This window comes from Cryobacterium sp. N19, assembly GCF_002929595.1.
Taxonomy (GTDB): Bacteria; Actinomycetota; Actinomycetes; order Actinomycetales; family Microbacteriaceae; genus Cryobacterium; species Cryobacterium flavum.
Genome location: NZ_PJJR01000052.1, coordinates 416,289 through 440,973, shown reverse-complemented (window position 1 = coordinate 440,973; position 24,685 = coordinate 416,289). Strand labels below are relative to the sequence as shown.

23 protein-coding genes are annotated in these 24,685 nt (G+C 66.6%); 15 read left to right on the top strand and 8 right to left on the bottom strand.

The window, feature by feature from the left end; translation table 11 throughout:
- Positions 1 to 37 precede the first annotated feature (37 nt).
- The 3 genes from CXY78_RS15670 to CXY78_RS15660 all read left to right on the top strand — a co-directional run bounded on the left by CXY78_RS15670 (position 38) and on the right by CXY78_RS15660 (position 3,883).
- Positions 38 to 916 (top strand): DUF4097 family beta strand repeat-containing protein, encoded by an 879-nt coding sequence (locus CXY78_RS15670; RefSeq protein WP_104090153.1) that lies wholly within the window; start codon positions 38 to 40, stop codon positions 914 to 916.
- A complete protein-coding gene (locus CXY78_RS22175; protein WP_369827324.1) occupies positions 913 to 1,671 on the top strand; it encodes a PadR family transcriptional regulator in 759 nt (252 codons plus the stop codon). The genes CXY78_RS15670 and CXY78_RS22175 overlap by 4 nt, the downstream gene beginning before the upstream one ends.
- Before the next feature lie 82 nt (positions 1,672 to 1,753).
- Positions 1,754 to 3,883: an APC family permease gene (locus CXY78_RS15660; RefSeq protein WP_092338752.1), complete on the top strand. Its 2,130-nt coding sequence runs from the start codon at positions 1,754 to 1,756 to the stop codon at positions 3,881 to 3,883.
- A gap of 6 nt (positions 3,884 to 3,889) precedes the next feature.
- Here the strand turns inward: CXY78_RS15660 and CXY78_RS15655 are convergent, their stop codons facing one another.
- The gene (locus CXY78_RS15655) at positions 3,890 to 4,975 is read right to left on the bottom strand and encodes an NAD(P)-binding domain-containing protein (protein WP_092338047.1); all 1,086 of its coding nucleotides are present in this window, start codon (positions 4,973 to 4,975) and stop codon (positions 3,890 to 3,892) included.
- A 152-nt stretch (positions 4,976 to 5,127) separates the two neighbouring features.
- Between CXY78_RS15655 and CXY78_RS15650 the strand changes: the two genes are divergently transcribed.
- Positions 5,128 to 5,415 carry a DUF3073 domain-containing protein gene (locus CXY78_RS15650; protein ID WP_092338049.1) on the top strand — a complete coding sequence of 96 codons (288 nt, stop codon included), beginning with the start codon at positions 5,128 to 5,130 and terminating at the stop codon, positions 5,413 to 5,415.
- Positions 5,416 to 5,659: 244 nt separating this feature from the next.
- Here CXY78_RS15650 and purM read toward each other — a convergent pair whose 3' ends face one another.
- The 3 genes from purM to CXY78_RS15635 are packed head-to-tail and all read right to left on the bottom strand — an operon-like array spanning position 5,660 to position 8,805.
- On the bottom strand, positions 5,660 to 6,763 hold the full coding sequence (gene purM / locus CXY78_RS15645) for a phosphoribosylformylglycinamidine cyclo-ligase (RefSeq protein WP_104090152.1): 1,104 nt from the start codon (positions 6,761 to 6,763) through the stop codon (positions 5,660 to 5,662).
- Positions 6,760 to 8,349, bottom strand: coding sequence for an amidophosphoribosyltransferase (gene purF / locus CXY78_RS15640; RefSeq protein ID WP_233206209.1), 1,590 nt, complete (start codon positions 8,347 to 8,349; stop codon positions 6,760 to 6,762). Before purF ends, purM begins: the two co-directional genes overlap by 4 nt.
- 12 nt (positions 8,350 to 8,361) lie before the next feature.
- Positions 8,362 to 8,805, bottom strand: coding sequence for a hypothetical protein (locus CXY78_RS15635; protein WP_104090150.1), 444 nt, complete (start codon positions 8,803 to 8,805; stop codon positions 8,362 to 8,364).
- A 38-nt stretch (positions 8,806 to 8,843) separates the two neighbouring features.
- On the opposite strand from CXY78_RS15635, the gene CXY78_RS15630 reads away from it, so the two are divergent.
- On the top strand, positions 8,844 to 9,761 hold the full coding sequence (locus CXY78_RS15630) for a ribokinase (RefSeq protein ID WP_104090149.1): 918 nt from the start codon (positions 8,844 to 8,846) through the stop codon (positions 9,759 to 9,761).
- Between the two features lie 144 nt (positions 9,762 to 9,905).
- Here the strand turns inward: CXY78_RS15630 and CXY78_RS15625 are convergent, their stop codons facing one another.
- Together CXY78_RS15625 and CXY78_RS15620 are read right to left on the bottom strand one after the other, a co-directional pair.
- Positions 9,906 to 13,862 (bottom strand): lamin tail domain-containing protein, encoded by a 3,957-nt coding sequence (locus tag CXY78_RS15625; protein ID WP_104090147.1) that lies wholly within the window; start codon positions 13,860 to 13,862, stop codon positions 9,906 to 9,908.
- Between the two features lie 208 nt (positions 13,863 to 14,070).
- Positions 14,071 to 14,439, bottom strand: coding sequence for a sterol carrier family protein (locus CXY78_RS15620; RefSeq protein WP_092338059.1), 369 nt, complete (start codon positions 14,437 to 14,439; stop codon positions 14,071 to 14,073).
- Positions 14,440 to 14,491: 52 nt separating this feature from the next.
- Between CXY78_RS15620 and purD the strand changes: the two genes are divergently transcribed.
- The 3 genes from purD (at position 14,492) to CXY78_RS15605 (ending at position 17,877) form a co-directional block, all read left to right on the top strand.
- On the top strand, positions 14,492 to 15,757 hold the full coding sequence (gene purD, locus CXY78_RS15615; RefSeq protein WP_104090146.1) for a phosphoribosylamine--glycine ligase: 1,266 nt from the start codon (positions 14,492 to 14,494) through the stop codon (positions 15,755 to 15,757).
- 129 nt (positions 15,758 to 15,886) lie between these two features.
- Positions 15,887 to 16,852: a phosphoribosylaminoimidazolesuccinocarboxamide synthase gene (locus CXY78_RS15610; protein WP_104090200.1), complete on the top strand. Its 966-nt coding sequence runs from the start codon at positions 15,887 to 15,889 to the stop codon at positions 16,850 to 16,852.
- A gap of 194 nt (positions 16,853 to 17,046) precedes the next feature.
- Complete coding sequence (locus tag CXY78_RS15605) at positions 17,047 to 17,877, top strand: VOC family protein (RefSeq protein ID WP_092338756.1); 831 nt, start codon at positions 17,047 to 17,049, stop codon at positions 17,875 to 17,877.
- A 3-nt stretch (positions 17,878 to 17,880) separates the two neighbouring features.
- On the opposite strand, the gene CXY78_RS15600 is transcribed toward CXY78_RS15605, so the two are convergent.
- A complete protein-coding gene (locus CXY78_RS15600) occupies positions 17,881 to 18,600 on the bottom strand; it encodes a TetR/AcrR family transcriptional regulator (RefSeq protein WP_092338063.1) in 720 nt (239 codons plus the stop codon).
- A gap of 96 nt (positions 18,601 to 18,696) precedes the next feature.
- On the opposite strand from CXY78_RS15600, the gene kynA reads away from it, so the two are divergent.
- The 7 genes from kynA (at position 18,697) to CXY78_RS15565 (ending at position 23,786) form a co-directional block, all read left to right on the top strand.
- Complete coding sequence (gene kynA, locus CXY78_RS15595) at positions 18,697 to 19,551, top strand: tryptophan 2,3-dioxygenase (protein ID WP_104090144.1); 855 nt, start codon at positions 18,697 to 18,699, stop codon at positions 19,549 to 19,551.
- The gene (locus CXY78_RS15590) at positions 19,548 to 20,447 is read left to right on the top strand and encodes a hypothetical protein (protein ID WP_092338067.1); all 900 of its coding nucleotides are present in this window, start codon (positions 19,548 to 19,550) and stop codon (positions 20,445 to 20,447) included. Before kynA ends, CXY78_RS15590 begins: the two co-directional genes overlap by 4 nt.
- Positions 20,444 to 21,736 carry a kynureninase gene (locus tag CXY78_RS15585; protein ID WP_092338069.1) on the top strand — a complete coding sequence of 431 codons (1,293 nt, stop codon included), beginning with the start codon at positions 20,444 to 20,446 and terminating at the stop codon, positions 21,734 to 21,736. Before CXY78_RS15590 ends, CXY78_RS15585 begins: the two co-directional genes overlap by 4 nt.
- Positions 21,737 to 21,822: 86 nt before the next feature.
- Positions 21,823 to 22,107, top strand: coding sequence for a phosphoribosylformylglycinamidine synthase subunit PurS (locus CXY78_RS15580; protein WP_092338071.1), 285 nt, complete (start codon positions 21,823 to 21,825; stop codon positions 22,105 to 22,107).
- On the top strand, positions 22,107 to 22,805 hold the full coding sequence (purQ, locus tag CXY78_RS15575) for a phosphoribosylformylglycinamidine synthase subunit PurQ (protein WP_092338073.1): 699 nt from the start codon (positions 22,107 to 22,109) through the stop codon (positions 22,803 to 22,805). The genes CXY78_RS15580 and purQ overlap by 1 nt, the downstream gene beginning before the upstream one ends.
- Before the next feature lie 101 nt (positions 22,806 to 22,906).
- A complete protein-coding gene (locus CXY78_RS15570; RefSeq protein ID WP_104090142.1) occupies positions 22,907 to 23,296 on the top strand; it encodes a YciI family protein in 390 nt (129 codons plus the stop codon).
- A gap of 7 nt (positions 23,297 to 23,303) precedes the next feature.
- Positions 23,304 to 23,786, top strand: a complete 483-nt coding sequence (locus tag CXY78_RS15565; RefSeq protein ID WP_104090141.1) for a sigma factor — start codon at positions 23,304 to 23,306, stop codon at positions 23,784 to 23,786.
- Here CXY78_RS15565 and CXY78_RS15560 read toward each other — a convergent pair.
- Entirely contained in the window at positions 23,776 to 24,642 is an 867-nt protein-coding gene (locus tag CXY78_RS15560; RefSeq protein ID WP_092338077.1) for an EamA family transporter, read from the bottom strand. The two genes, CXY78_RS15565 and CXY78_RS15560, sit on opposite strands and share 11 nt — an antisense overlap.
- Between the last annotated feature and the right edge of the window lie 43 nt (positions 24,643 to 24,685).

Below are 24,685 nucleotides of genomic sequence, written 5' to 3'. Positions count from 1 at the left end.
CGATATAGCGCGAGTTTACCTCTGAAAGGACAACCCAGTGTCACTGGAAAAATGGCTGGTCGCCCCCGGGCAGACCAAGATTATCGATGTCGAACTGGTGCGCAAGCTCAAGGTCGGCCTCATCGCCGGCACGGTCGACATCATCGGCCATGACGAACCCGGCGCTCGCATTGAAGTGCACGGCGTTACCGGCAAAGACCTGAAGATCTCGATGGACGGCGACCGCCTCGAGATCGACCACCCGCAGCTGCGCTGGGACAACTTCATCGAGGTCTTCGCCTCGTTCCGCGGTACCGCACGCGCCGAGGTGAGCATCTCGGTTCCCCGCGACGTCGCGCTGCGCTTTGGCGTGGTCTCGGCCGACGCCCTTGTCTCGGGCCTCCGCAATGACGCCAAACTCAGTACCGTCTCCGGTGACCTGGTGATCGACGACGTGCTGGGCGACCTCGAACTCAACGCGGTGAACGGCGAAATCTCCGTGCGCAATCACGTGGGAGCGCTGACCGTGCACACGGTATCCGGCGATATCACGGCGAGCGGCAGCATCCGTCAGTTCACGCTCGACGGGGTCTCGAGCAACGTGTTCCTCGACGTCACCGGCACGCCAGACCAGATCGTCACGAACTCGGTCAGCGGTAACCTCACCGTGCGGCTCGAGCCGGGCGTCGCCGCGCGCTACCACCTGAACACCCTCTCCGGCACGCTGCAGCTCGACGACCACACCGTGCGCACCGCGTTCGGCAAGGGCTACGAGGGCTCCACCGGCGCCCTCGACGGCAGCTGGGTCGACGTGCGCTCCAACTCGGTGTCCGGCGACATCTCGGTCGTGCGCAGCGAGATCACGAGCCCCGCATCGACCACGCAAGCGGATGCCGCAGCGCCCGCCGCGGTCCACTCTCCCCAGGACCCGGCATGAGTGCCATGTTCGCCCACGGCAGCCTGCGCCTATACCTGCTGAGCCTGCTGGCCGAGCGACCCCGGCACGGCTACGAGCTGATCCAGGCACTCAGCGACCGCTTCGGCGGCACCTACAGCCCGAGCGCCGGCACGATCTACCCGCGGCTGGCCAAGCTCGAGGAGGAGGGCCTCGTCACCAAGCAAGCGGATGGCCGCAAGACCGTCTACGAGATCACCGACGCCGGCCGCGCCGAACTGCACGCCCGCGAAGGTGAACTCGGCGCAATCGAAGACGAGGTGACCGACTCGGTGCGGCGTCTGGCCGACCAGGTGCGCACCGGAGTCAACTCCGCCATGAAGACCCTGCGGGCTGACCTCGCCTCGGCCGCCCGACAGGCGCGCGACGCGTCGTCGCCCTCGGCCCCGCGTGGCTACGACGGCACGCCGGAATTGTGGGACCCCACGGGCTCGTCCACCTGGGAGGCCCCCACGCCCCCGTCCGCAGGCCCGCCCCCGTACGCGGCCCCAACGTCGCCCGACGGACCGCCCACATCACCGACCCCGACCTCCCCGGACGAGGACACGTCTGCTCGCCTGGACTCCCGCCGCGCCCTGAACGAAGCCGACATGGTGCTGAACGAGTTCCGGCAGCAGCTGCGCACGGACCTCCGAACGCAGGCCGCCCACTCCAATATCCCGTCGCAAACTGTGCCGTCGCTTCGTCGGCAGCTGGCCGACGTGCGCGCAAGCATCCTCGCCACCCTCCACCCCTAGCAGCGCCGGCGACGACCCCAGGAATCGCCCAAGAACAGAGGCGGATTTGACAGGGGCCGTCGTAGGTGTAGTGTCGTCCCTCGTGACACCCGAGGCGAACGCCCCAGTACCGGAAAGCCGTTCACCCAAGCGGTGGATCATCGGCGATCCGCTCCCAACCGAGCATTTGGACGGCCAACTGCTGCCCAAACACCTCGCCCTCCCCATCTTCGCGAGCGACCCACTGTCGAGCGTGGCCTACGCGCCGCAAGAACTCCTCATGATCCTGACCCTCGGCGGGCTCGCCTTTCTGAGCTTCGCGCCCTGGGTTGCCGCGGTCGTCGTCGTGCTGCTCGTCGTTGTCGTCGCCTCCTATCGCCAGCTGATCAAGGCCTACCCCTCGGGCGGCGGCGACTACGAAGTCGCGCACAAGAACCTGGGTGAGAAGGCCGGTCTGGTCGTCGCATCCGCTTTGCTGGTGGACTACGTGATGACCGTGGTCGTGTCGGTTGCCAGTGGTGTGGACAACATCATCTCGGCGATACCCGCGCTGGCCCCCCTGCGCGTCGAACTCGCCGTCGTGTTCATTATCCTGCTCGCGGCAGCCAACCTTCGCGGCGTACGGGAGTCAAGCAAGGCCTTCGCCGTTCCGACCTACCTGTTCATCGGCAGCGTACTGCTCATGATCGTCGTCGGCCTGGTTCGCGCGCTGCTCGGCGATGCGCCGGTGGCCGAATCGGCCGGCTATGACGTGAAGGGCGAGAACCTCGCGCAGGCCGCTTTCATCTTGCTTCTACTGCGTTCCTTCGCGAGCGGATGCTCCGCCCTCACCGGCGTCGAAGCCATCGCCAACGGCGTGCCCGCCTTCAAACACCCCAAGGTCAAGAACGCCCAGCGCACGCTCACCCTCATGGGCGGTATCGCCATCGTGCTGTTCGTCGGGCTAACGACCCTCGCGCTCATTTCCCAGGTGCACTACGCGGAACGCGCCTGCGACCTGATCGGCTGGGCCGAGTGCGCCACAGCTCCGCAGCGCAGCCTGATCGCCCAGGTCGCCGCGGCAACGTTCGGCGACTTCTCGATCATGTTCTTCGTGCTGCAGGCGGCCACAGCGGCCGTGCTGTTGCTCGCTGCGAACACGGCTTTCAACGGCTTTCCGCTGCTCGGATCAGTGCTCGCCCGCGACTCCTATGCGCCGAAGTCGCTCAGCACCCGCGGCGACCGCCTGATCTACTCGAACGGCGTGGTGCTGCTGGCCCTCGCGGCCTGCGTGATCATGGTGGTCTACCGGGCCAACCTCACCGTACTGATCCAGCTGTACATCATCGGTGTGTTCGTATCGTTCACGCTCGGCCAGACCGGCATGGTGCGGCACTGGATCAAACTGCTGAAGAAGAACCCGCCGAACCGGGGCTCGATCATCCTGAGCCTGTCGATCAACGGTTTTGGTGCCGCCCTGACCGGTGTGGTGCTCATCGTCGTCACCATCACCAAGTTCACCCACGGCGCCTGGCTCGTGTTCGTCATGATGCCGGTGCTGTTCTTTCTCATGATGGGCGTCAACCGGTACTACCGCGACGTCGCCAAGGAGATCGAGGTCGACCCGATCACCACCTTCGGCTCGCAGGGCGACCACGCCATCGTGCTCGTCGGCAAGATGCAGAAGCCGGTGCTCAAAGCACTCGACTACGCCATCGCCGCGCGGCATGTGAGCCTCGAGGCTGTGCACGTCTCGATCGACACCATTGAGACCAAGGAGCTCAAACGCGCCTGGGTGAAGCAGAACATCCAGGTTCCGCTGCGCATCGTCGCCTCGCCCTACCGCGACATCAGCTGGCCGCTGATCAACTACATTCGTGGCCGCCGCGACGATCACGGCTCCGAAGTCATCACCGTGTACACCCCCATCTACATCGTCGGCCACTGGTGGGAGGGCCTGCTGCACAACCACAAGGCTCGCCGCCTGCGCCAGAAGCTGATGCTCGTGCACGGCGTCACGATCGCCCTTGTGCCGTGGCTGCTCGACTCCTCCGAACTCATCTACGGCCGCAGATCCCGCCCCATTCCCGGTCAGGACCGTCGCGGCGAGCCGGTACGTTCGCGCCCGGTTTCCCGCCGGCCGCTCGCACCGCCAAACGGAGCGATCGACACTGCGACCAAGTCGACCACGACCAGCGGAACCGTTCCGCCGCAGTCGCGACCCTCGGCATCCCGTCGGCGCAAGCGCAAATAGCGCCTGTTACAGCTTGGCCATGATCTGGCGCGCAATGATGCGTCCGGCTCGGTTGGCGCCGACCGTGCTGGCTTGCGGACCGTACCCGGCGAAGAAGATGCGCGAATCGGTCCAGGACGCACCGGAACCAACCGAGACTCCGCCGGCCTTTTCCCGTAGTTTGAGCGGGGCCAGGTGCCGCAGCTCCGGCCGAAAACCGGATGCCCAGACGATCGCGTCGGCCTCGGTGAAGGTTCCGTCGCTCCAGCGCACCCCGGTCGGTTCGATGCTCGCAAACATGGGCCGGGCCACGAGCAGCCCACGGTCGATGCCGGCCGCGATGCGGCGGGTGACCGGCACTCCGGTGCCGCTGACGATGCTCGGGAGGGCCTTGCCGGCACGGGCCGCACGATCCTGTTGCATCACGGCCGCGACGGCGGTCACCTCGGCGAGCTCGTCGGTGTGACTGAAGTCGATCGGGCGACGTGACGCCCAGGTCAGGTCGCTGGCCACCCCCTCAAGCTCGAGCAGAAAGCCGATCGCCGACGTGCCGCCGCCCACCACGATCACCCGCTGGCCGGCGAACGCCTCACTCGAGACATAGCTCGCGGTGTGTACCTGCGTTCCTTCGAACGTGCTCGCGCCCGGGTAGTGCGGCACGAACGGCGCTCCCCAGGTGCCGGTCGCGTTGACGATCATGCGCGCGTTGGTCTTCTGGTCGCCGAAGAGGGGTGAGCTCGTGGCTACGACCAGGTCAGACTGCAGCGGTGCCACGCTGGTCACGGTGACCGGGCGCACCACGTTCAGCTCGTAGTGCTGCTCATAGTCGCGGTAATAGTCGCTGACGACGTCGCGGGCCGGCAGGTTTCGGTCGGCCGTGTCAAAGCTCAGGCCGAGGTCTTTCATGCCGGGAAGATCGTTGACGCGGTGCGCCGACCCGAGTTGCAGGGCCTGCCAGCGGTGCTGCCAGGCACCGCCGGTGCCCGGTCCGCGGTCGAAGATGATGAAGTCCCGGCCGGCCACGAGCTCGAACCGGCGCAGGTAGAAACCCACGGAGAGTCCGGCCTGGCCGGCGCCGATGATGACGATGGGCATGCTGACAGTGCCCGTCATATCGCCCCATTCCTACGGATTAGCCTTGCGAACGGCGTCCGCGGGGCGCAAGGCCCATCATGCTAAACTAAACTCTAGTTTTTACACATTCCGTTCGGCAAATCCCGAGGGTCTCGCGACTCGCTCGGCCTGGCATCGTAAGGGGGTCACGCATGGGGCGCGGCCGTCAAAAAGCAAAGCACACCAAGGTAGCTCGGGAGTTGAAGTATTTCAGCCCGGATACCAACTACAACGCGCTCGAACGCGAGCTCACCGGACATCCGTCCGACCCGCGTCTCGACGAGGATCTCGCCAAGTGGCCGGAGTACGAAGCGGACAAGGCCAAGAAGTCCGCTGACGCTGGCACCGCTGATTCCGCTGACGATGACGACGATCCCGACGGTGACGATGACCGTTACGTCGACCACTACGCCACCGAAGACGAGAAGAAGCGCGCCTGACGCCGCCCTCGTCGTTCGCAGCATCCGTTCGCGGCATCCGCTCGCGCTGCCGCGACTCGTAGTCGCCACGATTCGTTGATCACGGGTCGCGCAACCGTTCACTGCTTGCGCGCCTGGCCCGCCACGCGCGCAGTCAGACCGCTGCAGCGCGTGCACCAACCGGCCGCGCCGGGCGCTACCGGGCCCGGCGCAGCCCGCGCCCCCACTCGTGCGCTCGCACCGCCCGAGGCGCTGGGGCGCGGGGTTAGCTCGCGTAGGCCCCGACAAGACGCACAGCGCCACCGTTGACGCCCTTAGCGCCCTGTTCGAATCCGGTCAGGTCGTGAGCGGCGCGCGAGACCCGACCGGTGACCCAGGCGGGAATGCCGCTCGTGGCCAGCCGGGCGATGACCGACGAAGCGGATGCCGCATCCACGACCGCAAACATGCCCACTCCGAGGTTCCAGGTTCCCTCGGCGCTTTCCAGCGTGGAGCCGGCCATGTCACCGAGAACCCGGAACACCGGGGCCGGGGACCACGTGGAGCGGTCAACCTCGACCCAGGATCCGACGGGCAGCACGCGGGCGAGGTTCGCCGCTATGCCGCCGCCGGTGACGTGACTGAGCGAGTGGATAGCGCCTGCCAGCTCTGGATCGTTGATCACGTCGAGCAGCGGCCCGGTGTACAGCCGGGTCGGCTCGAGCAGAACCTCACCGACCATGCCGCCGAGGTCGGCCGAGGTGTCGCTGTAACCGATGCCGCGCTGCGCCAGGATGTGACGCACGAGCGAATAGCCGTTGGAGTGCAGGCCGCTCGAGGCCATGGCGATGACGACGTCGCCGGACACGACCCTGTCGGCGCCGAGAACCTGGTCGGCTTCGACCACGCCGGTGGCCGCGCCGGCCACGTCGTAGTCGTCAGGGCCGAGCAGGCCGGGATGTTCGGCGGTTTCGCCGCCGACGAGGGCGGTTCCGGTCTCGGAGCAGGCGCGGGCGATGCCGGCCACGATTGAGGCGATGCGCTCGGGGACGACCTTGCCGCAGGCGATGTAGTCGGTCATGAACAGCGGGCGTGCTCCGACGACGATGATGTCGTCGACGACCATGCCCACCAGGTCTTGACCGATGGTGTCGTGCTTGTCGATGGCCTGTGCGATAGCGACCTTGGTGCCGACACCGTCTGTTGACGTGGCCAGGAGGGGCTGACGGAACTTGGTGAGGAACGACACGTCGAACAATCCGGCGAAACCACCGACACCGCCCCAAACCTCGGGGCCGTGCGTCTTAGAGACGGCCGACTTCATGAGCTCGACCGCGAGGTCACCAGCCCGGGTGTCGACTCCGGCTGCTGCATATGAGGAGTTGCTCATTCTGGTCTTCCCGGGTCACCGAACGGCACCTGGCCCAGGCGGGCCAGGGCTTCTTCTTTGCGTGCGGCGGGTGCCAGCACGGCTTCCAGGTCGGAATCCGGACCGGGGTCGCATCCGTTTGCCGCTGCCGGTCGCTCCAGCAGGTTCTTGCCGAGGTGCTGCGCTTCGGGCAGCGCGATCGGGTAGACGCCGGTGAAGCAGGCGGTGCAGAGGCGTTCGCGCGGCTGCTCGGTGGCGGCGATCATGCCGTCTTCGGAGAGGTAGCCGAGGCTGTCGGCGCCGATCGACCGGCGCACCTCGTCGATCTCGAGGCCAGTCGCAATGAGTTCGGCACGGCTGGCGAAGTCGATGCCGTAGAAACACGGCCAGGTGATCGGCGGGCTCGAGATGCGCACGTGCACCTCGGCAGCGCCGGCCTCCCGCAGCATGCTGACGAGTGCACGCTGCGTGTTGCCGCGCACGATCGAGTCGTCGACCACGATGAGACGTTTGCCCTTGATCACGTTCTTGAGCGGGTTCAATTTCAAGCGGATACCACGCTGCCGGATGGTCTGCGACGGCGCGATGAAGGTACGCCCGACGTAGGAGTTCTTGACGAGGCCCTGGCCGAACGGAATGCCCGATGCCTGCGCGTAGCCGATGGCTGCCGGGGTGCCGGATTCCGGGGTGGGGATGACGAGGTCGGCCTCGACCGGGTACTCGGCGGCGAGCTTGCGGCCCATCTCGACCCGGGCCTCGTGCACGCCGCGACCCGCGATGGTGGTGTCGGGGCGGGCGAGGTAGACGTATTCGAAGACGCAGCCCTTGGGGTCGGCCTTAGCGAAGCGCTGCGTGCGCAGCCCGTTCTCGTCGATGGTGATGAGCTCACCCGGTTCAACCTCGCGCACGAAGCTGGCACCGACGATGTCGAGGGCTGCGGTCTCGGAGGCGACGACCCAGCCGCGTTCCAGGCGGCCGAGCACCAGCGGCCGCACACCCTGGGGGTCGCGGGCCGCGTAGAGGGTGGTTTCATCCATAAAGACGAGGCAATAGGCGCCGCGGAGCCGTGGCAACACCTCGAGCGCTGTGGCTTCGAGGGTGTGGTCGAGGTCGCCGGTGAGCAGCGCGGTGACCACGGCGGTGTCGGTGGTGTTGCCGCGGGCGAGTTCACCGTCAACCTGCGGGTAGCGTTCGTGCACGAGCTGCAGCAGCTCGGCGGTGTTGGTGAGGTTGCCGTTGTGGCCGAGGGCCACCGTTCCGCTCGCGGTACGCCCGAGCGTCGGCTGGGCGTTCTGCCAGCTCGACGATCCGGTCGTGGAATAGCGGGTGTGCCCGACGGCGATGTGCCCCAGCAGGGTGCTCAGCGAAGCCTCATTGAAGACCTGCGAGACGAGTCCCATGTCTTTGTAAATGAGAATTTTGGTGCCGTCGCTCGTGGCGATTCCGGCCGATTCCTGGCCTCGATGTTGCAGGGCATACAGGCCGAAGTAGCTGAGTTTCGCTACCTCTTCGCCGGGAGCCCACACTCCGAAGACACCACAAGCATCTTGTGGGCCCTTCTCATTGGGAAGAAGATCGTGATTTAACAGTCCGTCGCCACCGGGCAAGCCGCAGCCTCTTTACTTCTCGTTGAACGCTTGGGAATCATCGTTGGGGGTGCCGGAGCCAGGCTCAGCGGCACGGTCGTTGGTGCTGTGTTCGTTCGCGCCCAGTCTATCGGCGACCACCGTCATTCGCGATCGACCCACTATACGGTCGATCACCAGCGCCGCAGCGGCACCGAGGGTTGTGCCGACGGCTAGGCCTCCGAGCAGCAGAAAGCCGAAAATCTGTGCCCGGTCGTACTCATCATTCTCCGGAAAGGAGACCGTGAGAATGAGGGCGAGCAGCACACCGAGGACCGCTCCGAGCAGCATGAAGTTGCGGTAGCGCGGGGCCCGGTGCACGGTCACGGTCGCCTCAGCCAGCACGGTCTCGTCGGCGCTGCCAGGTGCCGTCGCACCGCCGTTGCTGGTCGACGGGTCTTGGGGTTGTTCAGCGCTGGGCTGCTCGGAAGAACTCACCCGCTCATTGTCCCATGGGCAGATGCGAGACTGACTATATGAACACGATTGCGGTACTCGGAAGCGCCAACATGGATCTCGTCGTACGCCAGGCGCGACTCCCCCGTCCCGGCGAGACGATGTTCGGGGCCAGTTTCACGACGGTTCCGGGCGGTAAGGGGCTCAATCAGGCGGTCGCCGCCGCCCGGTTGGGAGCGGATGTGACTTTTCTGGGAGCGGTAGGAGCGGATGCCTACGGGACGCAACTGCGCGCGCTGCTGGCGACCGAGGGCATCCGTTCTACCGAACTGGCCACAGCGGATGCCCCCACCGGCACCGCCCACATCTCCGTCGTGGACAGCGGCGAGAATTCGATCGTCGTGGTGTCGGGCGCCAATGCCACCGTGACCACCTTGAGTGTGGAGCAGCGCGCGATCGTGGCCGACTCAGCCTTTCTCGTCATGCAGTGCGAGCTGCCGGTTTCTGTGCTGGTCGAGGGGATCCGGGTTGCCCGCGCGGCGGGTGTATTCACCGTGCTGACCCCGGCGCCGGTGGTGTCGCTGCCCGCCGGTTTTCTCGCCTCGGTCGACCTGGTCGTGCCGAACCAGATCGAAGCCGCCGCGCTCACCGGGGAAAGCGACCCGGTGCGTGCCGCCGAGGTGCTGAGCGCCGGGCAGACTTGGGCGATCGTGACCCTGGGCTCGGAAGGGTCGGTCGTGGCGTTTGACGGCGAGGCCCTCGGGCTCGCGCCGGCCCGCCCGGTGACGGCCGTCGATACGACGGCGGCGGGCGACACCTTCGTCGGAGCACTCGTAGCGCGCCTGGCGGTCGATTCCGGGCGCGGCACCGCCGTGACCCCCGATCAGATGATCGAGGCTGTGCGCTACGCCACGGTGGCGTCCTCAATCGCGGTGACCCGCGCCGGCGCCACCACCTCGATGCCGGTTTCGGCCGAAGTCGCGGCAATCCTCACCTGACAGCTGCGCAGCGCGCGCGAGATGCCACTTTCGGCCCCATGAGACGCCGCCAAGGGGCCGAAGATGGCAACTCGCGCCACACCGCCACATCCGCCCCACGAAACCTCGCGTGATGTCTCAGGACCGTGCTGACTCTTGGGCCCGTTAGCGGCGCGCGCGGATTGTCACCACGGCGATTGCGGCCGCAGCTACTGCGCCGAGCAGGATCAGCGCCAGGATCCAGATGTTGAACGGCACGACGTCATCGACGACGGTGACCTCCCCGGCGGCACCGATATCGTCGCTCGGGGTGTCGGCACCGGGGGCGGCGTATGGGGCGGTGGCGGCAGCATCCGTGTGTGCGGCGGCTATCTCGGCCGCGAGCGCTGCGCTGGCGGTGTCAGCGAGGGCCTGCGAGGCAGCCGTGAGCACGGCCGGAACCACGACCCGCGACGAAATGGACGTGCTGGGCCCAGGTTCCGCGGGTGGAACAACCTCGGGCACGATCGCCTCTGGCACGACCGGCGCGGCTACGGTCAGACGCCGCACCTCGGAGTAGGCGGCAGCTCCGTGAGGATCTTCGGAGTAGGCGAACCAGCCGTGGGTGCCGATGCCGGGGTTCCAGCTCGCGGTGACTGCGGTGCCGCTGGCCACGGCCTCGAAGGCGGCGATGGGGGTGGTCGTCAGGATGTCGACGGTGAAGGCATCCGTCGCGAGGGTTTTCTGCATCGATGTCATGCCGAATGCCGCGTAGGGAACCGTGAATTCCTGGTGCTCGAGGTCGAGAGTGGGATCGTCGGAGTTGTACGCGTTGAGGTAGGGCGAGTAGGTGCGCACGCTGATCTGTTCGGCGGCGTTGTCGAAGTGCAGCAGCCGCAGAAAGGACTGGCCGCCCTCCGGCAGGCCCTGATAGTCGAACAGCATCTGGTAGACCGAGCGGTCGGGGGTGCCGTCATCGTTGTCGTCGAACTGATCGATGCGCGTGAAGGCGTCGTGGTAGTGCCCGGAGAAGACCATGGCCACGTTGGCGTTGGGTGCGACGACCTCGTCGTAGATCTGCTGCGGCACCGCCCCGAGGCCGCCGGTGGTGAGCATGTACTCGTGCAGGTTGAGAATGGCCGTGCGCTCGGGATACTGGGCCAGCACCTCGTTGAGCCAGGCGATGCCCTCCGTGCTCGGCGCCCAGCCGAGGTAGAGCATGATGAAGTCGATTCCGCCGGCCGTGATCAGGTCGTAGTGGCCGCGGTTGTCTTCGAAAGTGCCGCCGTACCAGGGGTTGGCGTCGTAGCGTTCGGCCCCGAAATTGGTCTTGTACGCGGCGTAGTCGGCGTCTTTTTGGCCGACATCGTGGTTGCCGGCCAGTACACCGTAGGGCAACTGGGCGTCGTCGAGCATGCTGTAGGCCGCGTTGGCGTTGGTCCACTGGTGTTCGTCTTCGAAATTGTCGACGATGTCTCCAGTGTGGAACAGATACTGCAGGTTGACGGCGGCGCGCTGCTCGAGCAGGTAGTCGTGGATGTCGAGCTGGCGCTGGTAGAACGTGTCGTTGTAATACTGGGTGTCCGATTCAACGGCGAGGGTGAAGTCGTAGTTCGACCGTGCGGTGTCGTTCACATTGTTGACCGGCAAGGTGCTCGACCGATCGGAGAGGTCGGCGCCAGCGAAGCCCTCGGAGTGCTGGATCAGCACGGTCATGACCTGGTTCTGCACGTGGTCCACGGCGGGCACCATGGCGTCGAGAGTGAACTCGGTCGCGCCGGCCCCGATGGTCACGTGCCGGTCGAATTCTTCCCACACTCCCGTCGCCAGGTTCTGCACGTAGAGCAGCACCTTGGCGTCGGCGTTCGCCGTGCCGTCCCAGCGCACCCGCGCGGTGAAGTCGGCGCCGGCATCCGCTGGCACGTCCACCTCGAACAGTTGGTAGGGAAATTGCGAGTCCGAGGTGACCGGCTCGATCGCGCCATCCAGGCGCGCCATTGCAGTGACCTGGTCCCCGGTCAGCAGTGTTCTGGTGCCCCGATCGGTGCCGTTCGCAATGGCCGTGGTACCCGAATAGCCGCGCACACTGGCGTCAGCAGCGGATGCCACGAATCCCCGCCGAAAAGTGACGTCGAGCTGGTCACCGGTCGGGTCGGTTGCCCGTGCAGTAAGGCCGAGCGGCCCCTCATCGACGACGGCGCCGTCGAGTGGCGTGATCAGTTCGTTGCCGGGTTCCTCGACCGGAGTGGAGAAGACGGTGCTGAGCTCGCCGACGTTGCCGACCGTGTCCCGGGCGCTCAGCAGCAGGGTGTGTTCGCCGTCGGCCAGCTTGATCGACGAGGTCGCATAGGGCAGCTCGATGACTCGGCCGTCGAGGGTCGCGACGAGCGAGTCGAAGCCGGCACCGGCATCCGTCCCCGCACCGTTGAGCATGAACTCGCCCTGGTAGAGCTGGCCAGCCACAGCGGATGTCGTGACAACGGGAGCCGTGTTGTCGACGGTGATCGTGCGGGTCACCGCGTCGACGCCGTTGCTCGCGAGCACGGTGTGTGCACCGTCGGCGACGGCGGTGGTGTCCCAGGCGTGGGCAACGGCCATGTACGCGTCGTCCGGGATGGTGAAGCTCGCGTCGTAGAAGTCGAACCGGCCGGCGCTGTCGCCCATGTTGAGCACGGCGGTGGGATCGGTGTAGCCGTCGGGTTGAAGGCTGCGGCCGTCGGGCAGCACGAGGCGCGGGTTGCGAATTTGAAAGTCGTCGTTGTTTTCGTTCGGGTTGATCTCCGGGGCTACTTTCGAGCCGGCCCAGACGCTGACGACCAGGTCCTCGCCCTGCGTCACGTAGCTGAGCGGCACCGGGGTCCCGATGGTTTCCCAGCCCTCGGGGATTCCGTCGTCGAAGATGCGCAGCACGTCGGTGCCGACGAGCACGCCGTTTTGAAAGAAGGTGTTCACGGCGGTGACCTCGAACACGAACTGGGGTGCGAACTCCAGCTCGGGGTTCGTTATTACAGTCTGGCCGTCGATGTCCAGGGTCATACCGTCGGTGCTGCTGTCGCCGGCGGCCGACACCATCGTGCTGCCGGCGACGAATTGGCCGTCGGTGAGGTTGAGGCGCACCGGCGAGTTGTCGACCCCGGTGAGGTCTACGCGCTTTGTCGGAGAGATGGACTCCTTGCTGCCATCATTGGCCGTGAAGTAGTACTCGTACCACCGCTTGCCGGTGAGGTCGACCCGCTGCAAGTCGTACCGGTAGCCGTCGGCGCCGTCGGTGGACAGGTTTGTGGTCGCGTACTCAGCGTCGATATTGCTCTTGAGGTGCAGCTCGACGGTTCGTGCCTGCACAATGTCGGTGACGGTGGCCGACAGAGCGAAGTTGTACGCCGGGTCGATCTCCGTGAGCGTGTGATCGGTGATCACGGGCGCGGTCGTGTCGGCGGCGACGTTCTTGAGGTCGCTCGGCACCTGTGCCGCGAAAACGTTGCCCGGATTGGCTGCGGCCTTACCGAGGTTCAGCTGCCGCCCGGGATTGCTAGTGTCGATGCCGTATTGGATGCCGACGTTGGGGTCGACGTCGTCTGCGCCGGCGAGGTTGTAATAGGCCGTGTTGACGCTGAAACCCGTGTTGGTCAGAATTTCGATGCCGCGCGCCGAACCGTTGGCCATTCCGCCGCTGAAGACCTCGACCAGATCACGACCCATGGTGAGGTTGGAGCCGAATGCGGCGTTGAAATCAGAGTCGGTGAGGGCGTCGTTCTGGCCGTTCTTGATCCAGAAGACAAGGTTTCCGCCGGGCGCGATGACCACGTCGGTCGGGGTGCTTGGCCAGAGCACCGCTCCGCTGTTGGTGAGGTCGGCGAGCGGATACAGGTAGTTGAGCGTGTAGTCCCCGAAGTTGATGGTGGCATTCGTGGCGTTGTACACCTCGATGAACTCGCCGCCGTCGGCCGATCCGACGTTGGTCGTGTCGGGCGTGATCTCGGTGATCTGCAGCGGCGCGGTGTCGGCGTTGGAGGGAGCGGGAGTCGCCATGTCGGTGGCCGCCATGGCCGAACCAGCCGGGGCGATCACACCCGCTCCGCCGATCAACAGCACGAGGCCCAGCGCGGTCAGCGACGGACGGAAGGAACGGGAGAGAATGCGCACTGAGCAGGCCTTTGTTTCATGGGCGGTCTCGCTCAAGCTAGGGGCGTCGAAGGTCCGGCCTGTGACGTCCCGGTGAACGGACGGGGCCGCTCCGAATCAGTCCCGCGTACTGGGGATGCGATTCATAACCACGGAAATACCGAGCACGACGAGCGTTTCCAGCCTTATTCCACAGATATCGGCCGGAATCTCCGCAGTTCGGTACGCGCTAATTCAGGGGCAGCACCGGCACGTGCCCGGTCAGGTCGGCCCGGGCCCCGGAGGCATGGATGGCGCCCGACGCGACGCCGTCGGCGAAAGCGAGGGTGCCGGTCGCGAGGCCGAGCCAGGTGGCGACATCCATTTCGACCACATTGGGCGGCGTACCGCGAGTGTGCCGCGGTCCCTCAATGCACTGCGTGGCGCCGAACGGCGGCACCCGCACTTCGAGGGTGTTGCCCTCGGCCTGTTCCGCGAGCAGTTGCAGGGTGTAGCGCACGGCTTGGGCACGGATATCCCGGCTCGCGCTGGCGCCTTCGGCGAGCGCGGCCCGCACGGCCGCCCGGCCGGCTCCGTCGTCGATGCGCGCTCGTGCCATGGTCCCAGTCTGCCGGATCAGGCGGGCGCGAGGCATCGGGTAGCCTGAAACGGTGAAAATTCTGGTCCTTGGTTCCGGTGCCCGCGAGCACGCCATCATCACCGCGCTGCTTCGTGAGCAGCCGCGTCCGAGCGTGGAGTGCGCCCCCGGCAATGCCGGTATCGCCGCCGAGGTGCCGGTCGTGGCGCTCGACCCGAACGATCCGGTGGCCGTGACCGACTACGCGGTGCTGCACGGCGTTGAGCTCGTCGTGATCGGCCCGGAGGCTCCGCTCGTGGCCGGCGTGGCCGACGCCCTGCGCGAGCGCGGCATTGCCGTGTTTGGGCCGGACAAAGCCGCCGCCGCGCTCGAGGGCAGCAAAACCTTCGCCAAACGCATCATGGATGAGGCCGGCGTTCCCACCGGCCGGGCCGTGCGCGCCGGCACCCTCGCCGAGGCCGAATCCGCCCTCGACGAGTTCGGTGCCCCCTACGTCGTCAAAGCCGACGGACTCGCCGCCGGCAAGGGCGTGCTCGTAACCCCGGATCGGCCGGCAGCCCTCGCGCACGCGACGTACTGGCTCGAACACGGCAGCGTGCTCATCGAAGAGTTTCTCGACGGGCAGGAGATCTCGCTCTTTCTGCTCAGCGACGGCCAGAACGTGCTGCCGTTCTCCCCCGCCCAGGACTACAAGCGTGCCCTCGACCACGATGCCGGCCCCAACACCGGCGGCATGGGCGCCTACTCCCCGCTGCCCTGGCTCGACGCCTCATTCGGCAGCGAGACCGCGTTCATCGACGAGATCATCGAGACCGTCGCGCTTCCGACCGTTCGTCAGCTCGCCGCCGAGGGCACTCCCTTTGTCGGGCTGCTCTATTGTGGGCTCATTTTGACGGATGCCGGCATTCGCGTGATCGAATTCAACGCGCGCTTCGGAGACCCAGAGACGCAGGTCGTGCTGCCGCGCCTGGTCACGCCGCTGTCCGGCCTGCTGCTGGCCGCCGCGACCGGCGTGCTCGGCGACCTGCCCCGGCCCGAATTCTCCGCCGACGTGGCGGTGACCGTCGTGCTGGCGAGCGAGAACTACCCGGACACCCCGCTCATCGGCCGCGAAATCACCGGGCTCGAGGCCGCCCTGGCCGTGGACGGCGTCACGATCTCGCACGCCGCGACCCGGCTTGACGATGGCAGGCTCGTCTCGACGGGCGGGCGGGTGCTCAGCGTCGTCGCCGTCGGTGCCTCCTTCGCCGAGGCTCGGGCTCGCGCCTACGAGGCTCTCGGCCACGTATCCCTCGCCGGCGCCCATTTTCGCACGGATATTGCCGCCCGCGTGGCCTGACCGCTCTCCCTCATCGGCATCGGCATCGGCATTACTCCTGCAATCTGCTGACCGGCGCCCAAACTTGCCCGTCATTTCAGGGGTCCGATGTGTCGGGCAGATTTTCTGCAGGAGTTATGCCGCGTGGAGATGCGGGAGAATGAACGGGTGAGCCAATCTGAGCACGAGTCCCCCGCATCCGTTGCCGTCTTGGACGGGTGGACCCGCGTCTACTCGGGCAAGGTGCGCGACCTGTATCTCGAGAACGGCGAGACAACGGATACTCCCTCCCTCACGACCGCAGCCCGCGTGCTCGTGGTCGCAAGCGACCGGGTGAGCGCGTTCGACCACGTGCTCGAGCCCGGAATTCCGGGCAAGGGCGAGCTGCTCACCACCCTGAGCCTGTGGTGGTTCGACCGGCTGACCGGTGTGCCCAACCACCTCATCGCCGACCACGAGCAGGTCGGCAGCGCCGTGCGCGAGCTCATTCCCTCGAGCGTCGCTGGCCGGGCCATGCTCTGCCGCACCCTCGACATGTACCCGATCGAGTGCGTCGTGCGCGGCTACCTCACCGGCAGCGGCTGGAAGGAATATCTCGAAACCCAGTCGGTGTGCGGCATATCGCTTCCGGCCGGGCTGCAGAACGGCGACCGCCTGCCCGAACCCATCTACACCCCGGCCTGGAAGGCCCCGATGGGCCAGCACGACGAGAACATCTCGTTCGAGCGCACCGTCGAACTCGTCGGGCCCACCATTGCCGCCGAACTGCGCGACCTCTCGCTGGCCCTGTTTCAGGCCGCCGGAACGATCGCCGAGAAGGCCGGCGTCATTCTCGTCGACACCAAGTTCGAGTTCGGTGCCGACCGACACACCGGCGTGACCGTGCTCGCCGACGAGGTGCTCACCAGCGACTCCAGCCGCTATTGGGATGCCGCAGCCTGGCGAACCGGCACCACCTCCGAAACCCGCATGGCCAGTTTTGACAAGCAAATCGTGCGCAACTGGCTCGCGGCGAACTGGGACGGCACCGGCACTCCGCCCGAGCTGCCGACGGAGATCGTGCAGCAGACCGCGGCCCGCTATCGAGAACTTCTCGAACGCCTCACCGGCGCCTGAGCACACCAACACCGCGGCACACCAGCACCACAGCACAGCACAGCGGCACACCAGCACACCAACACCACTGCCGGCCCATCCCGTCGCAAACGGGGGAACCCGAACACTGCGAATCGCGGAATAGCCGGGGCGGCGCATCCGTTGAGCCTGCTGTGACCCTCACTGCGAAAGACCTGCTGGCCGCCGACACCGGAATGGGCGCGGTGACCCTGCGCGTGGGCAACCTCGACGCCATGATCGCCTATTACCGCGACATCGTGACGCTGGAGCTGCAAAGCCACGACGGCCCGGTAGCGGTACTCGGGCGCGGCCAGACCCCGCTCGTGATCCTGCAGCACGCCCCCGAGCTCAAGGCCGCCGAAGCACGCTCGGCCGGGCTCTACCACACAGCGATTCTGTTCGACACGCAGGCCGACCTCGCCGCCGCCGTGTACTCGATCGGCACGAAGGCCCCCGGAACGTTCACCGGCAGCGCCGATCACCTGGTCAGCCAGGCTTTCTACTTCACCGACCCCGAGGGCAACGGCATCGAGCTGTATTGGGACCGCGACCGCACCCTGTGGAGCTGGACCCACGGCCAGGTCGAAATGGCCTCGCTCTACCTCGACCCGAACGCATTCATTTCCGAGCATATGTCGGTTGAGCCGAGCGAGGGCCATGCCATCGTCGGCCATATCCACCTCTCGGTGGGCGACGTCGCGAGCGCCCGGGAGTTCTATGTGAACCGGCTCGGCTTCGAGGCGACCGCGAACTTCGGGCCCTCGGCGCTGTTCGTCTCGGCTGGAAGCTACCACCACCACATGGCCATGAACACCTGGGAAAGCTCGGGCAGCGGCAAGCGTCGCCTGGCCCTCGGCCTCGGCGAGGTCAGCATCATCGTGCCCAGCACCGACGACGTGGGTGCCTTGGGCGAACGGATGGCCCACTACAAAGTCGACACCACTCACGACGGCCAGACCCTCGCTTTCGACGACCCGTGGGCCAACCGCATCCGAGTGAGCGCAGCCGACCCAGCGACCGTCTAACCCTTACCGGGCGGCGCGGGCCGCCCGACGGGTCAGGCCGTGCACTGTGGCCTGATAGTCCTTCACGTCGAGCGGGCGGCCGGGCAGCTTGGGCCGAGGCGCGTCGGCGGCACGCAGGCCGTCGAGCACGATGGAGAGCTGACGGCGCCACTGGCCGGCGTAACCGTCGCCGAGGCCGCCGAGCGACCCGACCATGGTGACGAGCACGGCGAGGTCGACCGCGTCGACGTCGCGGCGCAGGGTGCCGTCCTTCTTGGCGCGGGCCACCAGGCTCGCGATGAAGCCGTCGAACTCGGCAGCGGGCCTGGCTGACGGGTCGAGCTGTGCCATGCGTCGCAGGATCGGCGGCAATGACGGGGCGGCGACGAGCCATTCGGCGACCCGTTCGGTGTAGACAACGAGCGCCTCCCACGGGGTGGGGGCAGCCTCGATCTCCCCGCGCACCGCGTGCAGTTCTGCCAGAGCCAGGTCGTAGAGCGCCCGAACCAGGTCGTCGCGCGTCGAAAAGTTGCGGTACAGCGTGGCAACACCGACCTCGGCCTGACGCGCGATCTCCTCGAGTGAGGCGTCGATCCCGTACTGGGCAAACTGGGCGCGAGCCGACACTACGAGACGGTCCCGGTTCAGCCGGGCGTCGCGGCGGCGGGGCGCACTCGCTGCGGTTCGCTCGGGTGCAGACGGGGCTGGCACGCCATCCTGGGGCTTTCGGGTCGGCGGGGTCATGCGCTCCAGTCTAGAACTTTGACGTGCCCGGTTCGCTGTGGTGTTGCGCCGACAGCCGCAACCTGCGCACAATTTGAACAAGCCGAACGGAACCCGATGACTCTCAAGAACAACACCCGTGACTTCGACCCCGAGATCGTCACCGATTTTCGAGAGAAGATGAGCTACGGGGCCTACCTCGACCTACCGACCCTGCTCGACGCCCAGAAGCCGGTCAGCGTACCGGAACACCACGATGAGCTGCTGTTCATCATCCAGCACCAGACCACCGAGCTCTGGCTCAAGCTCGTGCTGCACGAACTACAGGCTGCCATCGAGGCGCTGCGGCAGGACCAGCTCGCTCCGGCTCTCAAGGGCATCGCCCGGGTCAAGCACATTCAGCGAACCCTGACCGAGCAGTGGTCGGTGCTCGCGACCCTCACGCCCACCGAATACGCCCAGTTTCGGAATTTTCTCGGCTCTTCCAGTGGCTTTCAGTCGTATCAGTACCGCGCGGTCGAGTTCGCGCTCGGCAACAAGAACCGCCGCATGCTCACGGTTTTCGAAGCGGATGCCGCTGCCCACACCCTGCTGACCGCCACCTTTGAGTCCCCCAGCCTCTACGACGAGTTTCTGCGCTACCTTCACCGGGCCGGCTACGACATTCCCGCCGCTGTGCTCGAGCGCGACGTCACCGAGGCGTGGACCTTGCACCCCGAACTCGTGCATACCTTTCGGGGAATATACGAGAACGCCTCCGAGCACTGGGCCGCCTATGAGGCCTGCGAAGAACTCGTCGACCTTGAGGACAACTTTCAACTCTGGCGCTTTCGCCACCTCAAGACGGTGCAACGCATCATTGGTATGAAGCGCGGCACCGGCGGATCCAGTGGAGCGGCCTTTCTGCAGAAGGCCCTCGAACTCACTTTCTTTCCCGAGTTGTTCGCCGTGCGAACGGAGATCGGCGCGTGACCACTCACTTTCTGGTCGGCCGAGGTACCGTGCTGCCGGGCTTTCTCGACGCACACCTTCACCTGGCCCTGATCGACGGAACAGTTTTGCCGAGCGGTGGAATCGCACGGGCCATCGACCTCGGTGGCTGGCTGCCTGACGACCTCCGGACATCTATGCCCGATCTGGCATACGCGCACCAGTTCATCAACTCTCCCGGCGGCTACCCCAGCCGGGCCAGCTGGGCCGAGCCCGCCTGGAGCTGCGCGGTCGCCTCCATAGCGGATGCCACCACCGCGGTCGATTTGCAAGCCGCGGCTGGGGCATCCGTTCTGAAAATTACCCTCAACTCGGTCGCCGGCCCGGTGTTCGGCGCCGAGGTATTGGCCGCACTCGTGGGGCGGGCGCACGAACGTTCCCTGCCGGTCGTGGCGCACGCCGAGGGTGCGGGTCAAGCCGATCGCGCGTTTACCGCTGGAGTGGACGCGTTCGCCCACACCCCGTTTTCGGAGCGCCTCGCCGATGATCTCGTGACCGCGATGGCCGCCCGCATGTCCTGGATCAGCACCCTGGACATTCACGGCTGGGGTCGCCCCACTGCCGCGTTCGAGATTGCCAGCGACAATCTGCGTCGGTTCCACGCGGCCGGCGGGCGGGTGCTGTACGGCACCGACCTCGGCAACGGCCCGCTGCCGCTCGGGTTGAACTCGGGTGAGATCGCGGCGCTGCTCGACGCGGGGCTGACTCCCGGCGAGGTCTTGACCGCCCTCTGCTCGCCGGCACCGCTCGGCCTGACCCTGGCCGATAGCCGGGTGACCTTCATCCCGGGGGAACGGCCGCGCGATCCCCTGGACTTCACCGACTGGCTCTGCACCGCCCGCGCCCTCACCCGCCCCGAACTCGAGGTTCTCGCATGACTCCCAGCTTCACCAGCTCAACCGGCCAGGGCGCCCACCTCGCCTTCGCGCGACGGATGGACCGCATCGACGGCCTCGCCCACTACCGCGCCCGGTTCCTCGGCACCGACGCCGACCCCGCCACGGCCAATCCTCGCTCGTACCTCGACGGCAACTCGCTCGGCCGTCCGCTGCGGGCCAGCGCCGAACGCATCGCCGACTTTCTCGCCAACGACTGGGGCACCCGACTCATTCGAGGCTGGGACGAGCAGTGGATGGAACTTCCCCTGCAGATCGGCGACGACCTCGGCCGCACCTGCCTCGGCGCCGCGGCCGGCCAGGTCTTCGTCGGCGATTCCACCACCGTGCTGCTCTATAAACTGGCCCGCGCCGCCGTGGATTCGCGGCCGCGCCGCACTGAAATCGTGGTCGACAGCGACAACTTTCCCACCGACCGGTACATTCTGGAGGGCATTGCGCGCGAGCGCGGTCTCACCCTGCGCTGGATCGAATCCGACACTGAGGGTGGGGTAACCGCCGACCAGGTGCGCAGCGTGGTCGGCCCGCAGACCTCGCTCGTGCTGCTCAGCCACGTGGCCTACCGTTCCGGCTACCTCGCCGATATGCAGGCCATCACCGCCGTCGCCCACGAACACGACGCCCTCGTGCTCTGGGACCTCAGCCACTCGGTGGGGTCGGTTGCGGTCGATCTCGATGCCTGCGACGTCGACCTCGCGGTCGGCTGCTCCTACAAGTACCTGAGCGGTGGGCCGGGCGCACCCGCGTTCGGCTATGTAAAGAGTGATCTGCAGGACGTGCTTTCCCAGCCAATCCAGGGTTGGATGGGCGCGCAGGCCATCTTCGAGATGGGGCCGGGGTATGTGCCGGCCACCGGCATCCGTCGTTTCATGAGCGGCACTCCCGCAGTCGTGGGCATGCTCGCCATGCAGGACACGATTGCCATGATCGATGAGGCCACGATCGGGTCGGTGCGGGCGAAGTCGGTGGCGCTGACCGAGTTCGCCATCACCCTCGTCGATGAGTGGCTGGCACCGATGGGCGTCACCGTGGCCTCGCCGCGGGAGCAGACGCATCGCGGCGGTCACGTGACAATCAACCATCCGCTCATGCGTCAGGTCACGAGAATTCTGTGGGATAACGATGTCATTCCCGATTTTCGCAGCCCCAACGGCCTGCGGCTCGGCCTCGCCCCGCTCAGCACGAGCTTTGTCGAAACCTACGACGGAGTGGCCGCCGTGCGTGACGTGTTGCGCGGCATTCTGCTCGGCCAGAACGGCATCTCCGAGTGACGCGCGCCGGGCCGCCCAAGCTGCGGCCTGTAGAATTGCAGTGATTTGCCACGACTATAAGCCCCAGACTGTATGCGGAGTGCCCTGTGCCAACGATCGTCGTCGAAGTAATGCCCAAGGCTGAGTTGCTTGACCCCCAGGGTAAGGCCGTCGCTGGCGCCCTCGGTCGCCTCGGTCAGACCCAGTCAGCGCTGGCCACCGTCACCGGCGTGCGCGTCGGCAAGCGCTTCGAGATTTCCATTGACGGCGAAGCGGATGCGGCCACCCTCGCGGCCGTGCGCGAGCTCGCCGACACCGTGCTGTCGAACTCCGTGATTGAGGATGTCGTCGGCATCCACGTGCAGAACGCGCCCTCGGCAGCGGTCGTCTGATGCGCATCGGCGTCGTCACCTTTCCCGGCTCGCTCGATGATCGTGACGCTGCGCGCGCGATCCGTCTGGCCGGCGCCGACTCCGTAGCCCTCTGGCACGGCGACCACGACCTGCACGGTGTCGACGCGCTCGTGCTGCCCGGCGGGTTCAGCTACGGCGACTACCTGCGGGCCGGCGCCATCGCGAGCCTCTCCCCAATCATGACCGAGGTCATCGACGCGGCCAATAAGGGCATGCCCGTGCTCGGTATCTGCAACGGATTCCAGATGCTCACCGAAGCCCACCTGCTCGACGGCGGTCTCATTCGCAACGAAGCCGGCCGCTTCATCTGCCGCGACCAGGGCCTGCGCATCGAGAACAATACGAGCGACTGGACCACCGGATTTTCGGCGAACGCCGAGATCGTCATTCCGCTGAAGAACGGCGAGGGCTCGTTTATGGCCAGCGCCGAGACCCTGAAAGCACTCGAGGGCGACGGCCGAATCGTGGCCCGCTATATCGGCGGCAACCCGAACGGCTCGCTGAATGACATCGCCGGCGTCACCAACGCCCGCGGCAACGTCGTCGGCCTCATGCCGCACCCCGAGCACGCCGTCGAGGCCGGCTTCGGCCCCGACACCGATACCGCCATGGCGAGCGGCGTCGACGGGCTCGTCTTCTTCACCTCGGTCATCGCCCAGGCACTCGTCTCGCGCTAACGTCCTCAGAAAAGTTTCTGCGGCTGTCCTATCCACGGGCGCTGGTTCGTTCCTAAGGTAGATCCATCAACGAATGGGTTCACCATAAAAAGGAGCGCACCATGACCAGCTATGTCGCATTGATCTACTCGCCCGACATCGATTGGAGCCAGCCCGAGTTCGCCGACGGTATGGCCGAATATCAGAAGTTCGGCGAGGACACCGCGAGCGTCATCCGCGGCGGCGCCGCGCTGTACCACACCCCCACGACCACGACCGTGCGGGTGACCGGAGGCAAGGGTGGCGACGTCGTGCTCAGCGACGGACCGTACGCCGAAACCAAGGAGGCCCTTACTGGCTTCTACCTGCTCGAATGCACCGACCTCGACGAGGCCATCAAGGTCGCGTCCATGATTCCGGGAGCGTGGAACGGTGCCGTCGAGATTCGTCCAGCGCTGCCGATGACCGTGAAGGTTCCCACGTTCAAGACGAGAGACACCGTCAGCCAGTGAGCACGGCATCGCCGAAGACGCCGTGCAGGACGCCTCGATCCGTGCCCTGCAGACCTGGCCCGGCACCGGCATTCCGCCAAACCCGCGCGCCTGGCTGATCGTCACGGGCAAGCACCGAGCGATCGATTTGCTGCGCCGCGAGGGTTCGCGCTTTGCCAAAGAGAGGGAGGCCGCCCTGATGGAACTGCAGCAGGCTCCCGATGACTTTCCTATCGGCGTACTGCGCGACGACCAGCTGCGCCTCATTTTCACCTGCTGCCACCCGGCCCTGGCCGCGCAGGCGCAGGTTCTGGAAGCCCTCGTTGCCGTCGACGCGCTGCACGGTCTCGACGACTACTTCTGGCTGCACGCCACCCGGGCCGAACTGCTGCGCCGCCTCGGTCGGGAGTCCGAGGCAGCCGTTGCAGCGACTCGGGCGCGCGGCCTCACCGATTCGCCCGCGCAGCAGCGGTTGCTCGAGCATCGGTACCCGGGGCGTGCTACCCGTTGACCGCGATGGCGGCGACCGCGGCCAGGGCGAGGCCCATACCCGCCACTTGCAACCGGCCGACGCGCTCCTTGAGTACGAGCACCGCGAGCAGCACGGTCACGGCCGGATAGAGGGAAATAAGCACCGACACGAGCGACAGCAGGCCGCCCTGAAATGCGTAGAGCATCGTGACGACCCCGATCACGTCGAGCACCGCCACGAGAAACGCGAACCCGAGAATCGCCCGCGGCGGCCGCGCCAGCTGCCGCGCCCCGGTCGCCACCGCGATGACGATCACGGATGCCACGGTGCGCGACACCACCAGCGGCCACAGTCCGGTTCCGGTCTCGATCTCGTGGGTGAAGACGAAACTCAGGGCGAACGAGACGCCTGAACCCACGGTGAACCAGGCGACCCGGCGGGTGAATCGTGGCGCACGCGCGCCCGAAACGGTGTGGTCGGCGACTCCCGGCGGTTCCCGGCTCACCAGAATGACCGCGACGATGGCGAGGGCGATGCCGCCGTAGGAGATCACTGAGGGGCGCTCCCCGATGATCACCCCGACGATCACCGGAATTCCGGCGACGATCACGGCGGTCAGCGGCGACACCACGCTCATCGGCCCCTCAGCGAGGGCTATATAGAACCACCACATGGCCAGGGCCATCACAGCGCCCGACGCTGCGCCGAACAGCATCGACCGCCAGGAGAATTCCCCGCCGACGAACGCGGCGGCGATCGTGATGATCACCACCGAGATCGGATACGACATGAGCACAACCCGCAGCGCGGCCACCCGGCGCGACGCGATGCCGCCGAGAAAGTCGCTCATGCCGTAAGCGGCGGCCGAAACCAGGGCGAGGACGACGCTGATCATGCGTGGTGTCGGGGTGAACTGGTGCGCATGAGTTCACGCTAGC